Origin of the sequence: Dyella sp. 2RAB6, assembly GCF_052115385.1 — a bacterium.
Taxonomy (GTDB): domain Bacteria; phylum Pseudomonadota; class Gammaproteobacteria; order Xanthomonadales; family Rhodanobacteraceae; genus Dyella_D.
In genome coordinates, this window is record NZ_JBFRGP010000047.1 from 1 (window position 1) to 4042 (window position 4042).

At 57.2% G+C, this 4042-nt stretch carries 2 protein-coding genes and 2 pseudogenes; 3 read left to right on the forward strand and 1 reads right to left on the reverse strand.

What is annotated here, in order from left to right; genetic code table 11:
* Window positions 1–66 precede the first annotated feature (66 nt).
* The 3 genes and pseudogenes from AB4083_RS22815 to AB4083_RS22825 form a co-directional block, all read left to right on the forward strand.
* Window positions 67–1065 (forward strand): annotated as a pseudogene (locus AB4083_RS22815) (IS256 family transposase); the annotation flags it as partial.
* 61 nt (window positions 1066–1126) lie between these two features.
* Window positions 1127–2401, forward strand: coding sequence for an Nramp family divalent metal transporter (locus AB4083_RS22820; RefSeq protein WP_441610790.1), 1275 nt, complete (start codon window positions 1127–1129; stop codon window positions 2399–2401).
* A 110-nt stretch (window positions 2402–2511) separates the two neighbouring features.
* Window positions 2512–3021, forward strand: a pseudogene (locus tag AB4083_RS22825) (YciE/YciF ferroxidase family protein).
* A 456-nt stretch (window positions 3022–3477) separates the two neighbouring features.
* On the opposite strand, the gene AB4083_RS22830 reads toward AB4083_RS22825, so the two are convergent.
* Window positions 3478–3831: a hypothetical protein gene (locus tag AB4083_RS22830; protein WP_441610791.1), complete on the reverse strand. Its 354-nt coding sequence runs from the start codon at window positions 3829–3831 to the stop codon at window positions 3478–3480.
* Window positions 3832–4042 lie beyond the last annotated feature (211 nt).

Genomic DNA, 4042 nt, shown 5'->3' on the forward strand with positions numbered 1-4042 from the left:
GGGCCTATCCTAGATTTTGTGTAAACGGGGCATTGGCAGGAAACTGCCATCTGACCCGGAGACACCATGAGTCCACGCAAACACGAAGTGCCCGACGAGCTGCTTAGCAGTCTGTTAGCCAACTATCAGAAGCCCGAAGATCTCGTTGGCGAGAACGGCCTGCTTAAGCAGCTGACCAAGATGCTGGTCGAGAAAGCGCTAAATGCCGAGATGACCGAGCATTTGGGGCATCAAAAGCACGAGCCGGTGGCAAACGCCTCGGGCAATACGCGCAACGGCCACAGCCGGAAAGTTCTGAAGGGAGATTTCGGTGAGTTGCCTATCGAAATCCCGCGCGACCGTGATGGCACGTTCGAACCTCGGCTCGTCGCCAAGCACCAGACACGCTGGAGTGGCTTCGACGACAAAATCATCTCTCTGTATGCCCGAGGCATGACCGTTCGCGAGATCCAGGCCCATCTAGAAGAGATGTACGGTGCTGAGGTGTCCCCAAGCCTGATCTCCTCGATCACCGACACCGTGATTGATGAGGTCAAGGCTTGGCAGAGCCGTCCACTGGATGCGGTTTATCCGATCGTCTATATGGATTGCCTGCATGTCAAAGTCCGAGAAGGCAGCGTGCGAGTAAAAGCGGTTTATCTCGCCATCGGCATCACGATGAACGGCGAGAAGGAGGTCCTTGGTCTATGGTTGGCGCAGACTGAAGGTGCCAAATTCTGGCTGAGCGTTGTCACGGAACTTCGTAATCGTGGCGTGCAAGACATTTTCATTGCGTGCGTCGACGGCTTGAAGGGCTTTCCCGACGCGATCGAAACGGTCTTTCCTCAGGCAACGGTGCAGCTGTGCATCGTGCACATGGTGCGGCACAGTCTGAACTATGTTTCCTGGAAGCGGCGCCCCGAAGTGGCTGCGGATTTGAAGCGTATCTACACCTGTGCAACCGTCGACGAAGCCGAGCTTCAACTCACGGAGTTCGAGGATCGATGGGGAAAGGAGTATCCGCCCATTGGCCAGTCGTGGCGCCGAAACTGGACGCACCTGGTACCTTTTTTTGACTACCCGCCCGTCCGATCCGGAAAGCAACCCTGAAACAGGGGCGGAGCTGGGTGAGAGATGAGCGCGGGCTGTGTCGCCTGACGGCTCGGTCAGCTATCTGGACGCGCGTATTGTCGGGACGCGCCGGCGCTATCCACTGTTCGGCGCCGGCGCGCTCGTGGCGGCCGGATATATGGACCCCGGTAATTGGGCGACCGCCATGCAAGGTGGGGCCAGCTTTGGCTACCGGCTCTTATGGGTCGTGCTAGCGGCAAGTCTCGTCGCCATGCTGTTGCAATGGATCGCATGCCGTGTGGGCGCGATCACGGGCCGCGGGTTGGCGGAATTATGTCGGGATGAATTACCACGCCGCTTCGTCTTGCCCATGTGGCTCGTCGCGGAGTTCGCCATCGTCGCCTGCGATGTGGCCGAGACTGTCGGAACAGCGGTCGCACTTCGCCTGTTGTTCGGCGTGCCTTTATGGCTCGGCGTTCTGTTGTCGGGCGTACTGGTTCTAGGCTACTTCGCGCTGGAGCGTCCAGGGAAGGCACGCATGGAGCGAGTGGTGGCCATAAGCATGGCGGGAGTCGCCGCGTGTCTGGCGGCGCAACTGACTCTGGCCAGGCTGGATTGGCCTGACGTCTTCCGGGGCCTCGCACCAAGCGGAGAGGTTTTACACACCAAGGGCGGGATGTGGCTCGTGGTCGGCATCATCGGCGCCACCGTCATGCCGCACAATCTATTTCTTCATTCGGCACTACTAACGCGCTACGCCGCGTCGGATAAGCGCTCCGTATCTTCCGTCCTGCGGCGGGCCGGTACGGATACGATCATTTGCTTGTCGTTCGCCATGCTGATCAATATCGGCCTGATGCTGCTTGCCGCGGTCGCCCTGCAGGGAGTGAGCGCTGATGTAGGGGATCTTGCGCAGGCGCAGCGGCCGCTGACGCTGGCGTTAGGAGCGACGTGGCCCAGTCTGCTGTTCGCCGCGGCGCTGCTGTGCTGTGGGCTCAATTCCATGGTGTCGGGGACCCTTGCCGGGCAAGTGGTCATGGAGGGGTTCCTAGATATCAAACTGTCTCGTTTTCGGAGGGCGCTTCTGACGCGCGGATGTGCGCTCGGGCCGGCCTTGGTCGTGGTGCAGGTGTTCGGCGGGGAGCGGTCGACGTCGCTGTTGGTGGGCAGTCAGGTTATTTTGAGTCTCAGTCTTCCTCTGGCGCTGATACCGTTGATTCGATTCGCGTGTCAGCCACGCCTAATGGGGGCGTTCGAACTGCCCTCGGCCATTCAGTCAATGAGCTGGCTCTGTGCGTCGCTCCTGGTTGGAGTCAATGGGGTGTTGCTCTGGCAGTTGATTCATTCCTGAGTCAACCGCCGACGCGCGATGTGGCGAGCTCGAAGATGTGTTCTTGCATAGGCCTATACATCTGGGGTGACACACTGCTTCGACCTTCGACTCAAGCTGGAGAGACTGACATGGCCATCAAGACCATCGAAGAGCTTTTCGTTAAAGAGCTCTCCGATATCTACAGTGCGGAAAAGCAGCTCAGCCGAGCGCTTCCCAAGTAGGCTCGGGCTAGCAGCGAGCCCGAGCTTCAGCAGGCCTTCGAATCGCATGCTGAAGAAACCAATGGCCAGGTCGAGCGGATCGACCAGATTGTGGACATCATGGGTTTGAAGCTGAAGCGCATCAAATGCGCCGCCATGGAGGGCTTGATCGAAGAGGGAAAGGAGATTATCGAGACGGTTGAAGAGGGGCCATTACGTGATGCCGCCCTGATCGGCGGCGCGCAGAAGGTGGAGCATTACGAAATTGCCGCCTATGGAACATTGAGCGCCTTGGCCAAGGAACTGGATTACACAGACGCATTGCAGCTGCTTCAGGCGACCTTGAAGGAGGAGAAGGCGACCGATGAGAAGCTGACGCTTCTTGCTGAACAGGCTGGCAACCAGCGAGCGGTCGAGAGATCGGAAGGCAAGACCTAGTTTATCCATCTTTCTTGGGCATCTTTAAGGGGGGGCGCCTTTTACTGACGTACGCCTTTGCTAGCTGAGGTGTTCTTCCGGGATAGACACGCGGGGAAGAATACGCAGTGCGTTGTCATCAGGTTTTCTGCCGTACAGTTAAAGGTGATGGATGCTTAGAGAAGGCTATCCTGCGTTGCGAAAAGGCGGCCATTTGGCCGCCTTTCACTCGATGAGGGCGCGAGAGCCCGCGCCGAGATGGTCTTTATCGGTGCGAGATGTTCTTAGCGCCTTGAGGCCATCGGCATGCACGTAATTGGTGGTGCTCACCGTGCCTTGCGTATCTGTGACCGCCAGCGGCAGATCTTCCAGCCAGATGTAGTCGCGGATGGTGCGGCCTTACTCGCCGAGGAGCTGGCTGTTTTCGTCATAAGAAAAGGCGGTCGCTGACCGCCTTTTCTTCGAGATGTGTCGCGTTCACCTATTCTTTCGGCGAATAGAGCATCTCATTAGTTCTTCGAGTGCTCCTTCAAAGTCGAACATCGATCGAAGCTCTTCGGCAGGGTTAGCGTAAAACATGGCCGAACCCGGTTCTACATCGGTGTCGGAGAAACGAATTCCTTCGCGATAGGATTCCACGTCTTGGAAGTAGAGGGTGTCCTCATCGTCATCAACCAAATTTCGGCCGATATAAGTCACGGAATCCATCAAAGGAATGGTCATGCCTTCATCGGCATACGAAACCTTAAAATAGGTGTCTCCGATAGTCAGTTCCTTGGTACTGACTGAGTCCGCGCCTTCCGGCAATTCGCGCTTATCAAAGGTGATCACGGGATGCTTCCTAGTGAGTTGCACATTCTATCGGGTCGGTGCAGTCGCATTTCGGTGAGACGGGGGCTTGTACAGACTTTTGTGTAAACGGGATCGCTTTAAAGCTGAGGGATGCGGCCTTCGAACTGGATGGTAAAGCGGTTGAGCGCCGCCTTCCAATCATGGATTGGAAGCGTCCATTTTTTACTGATGTTGCGCAGCCCTAAGTAGA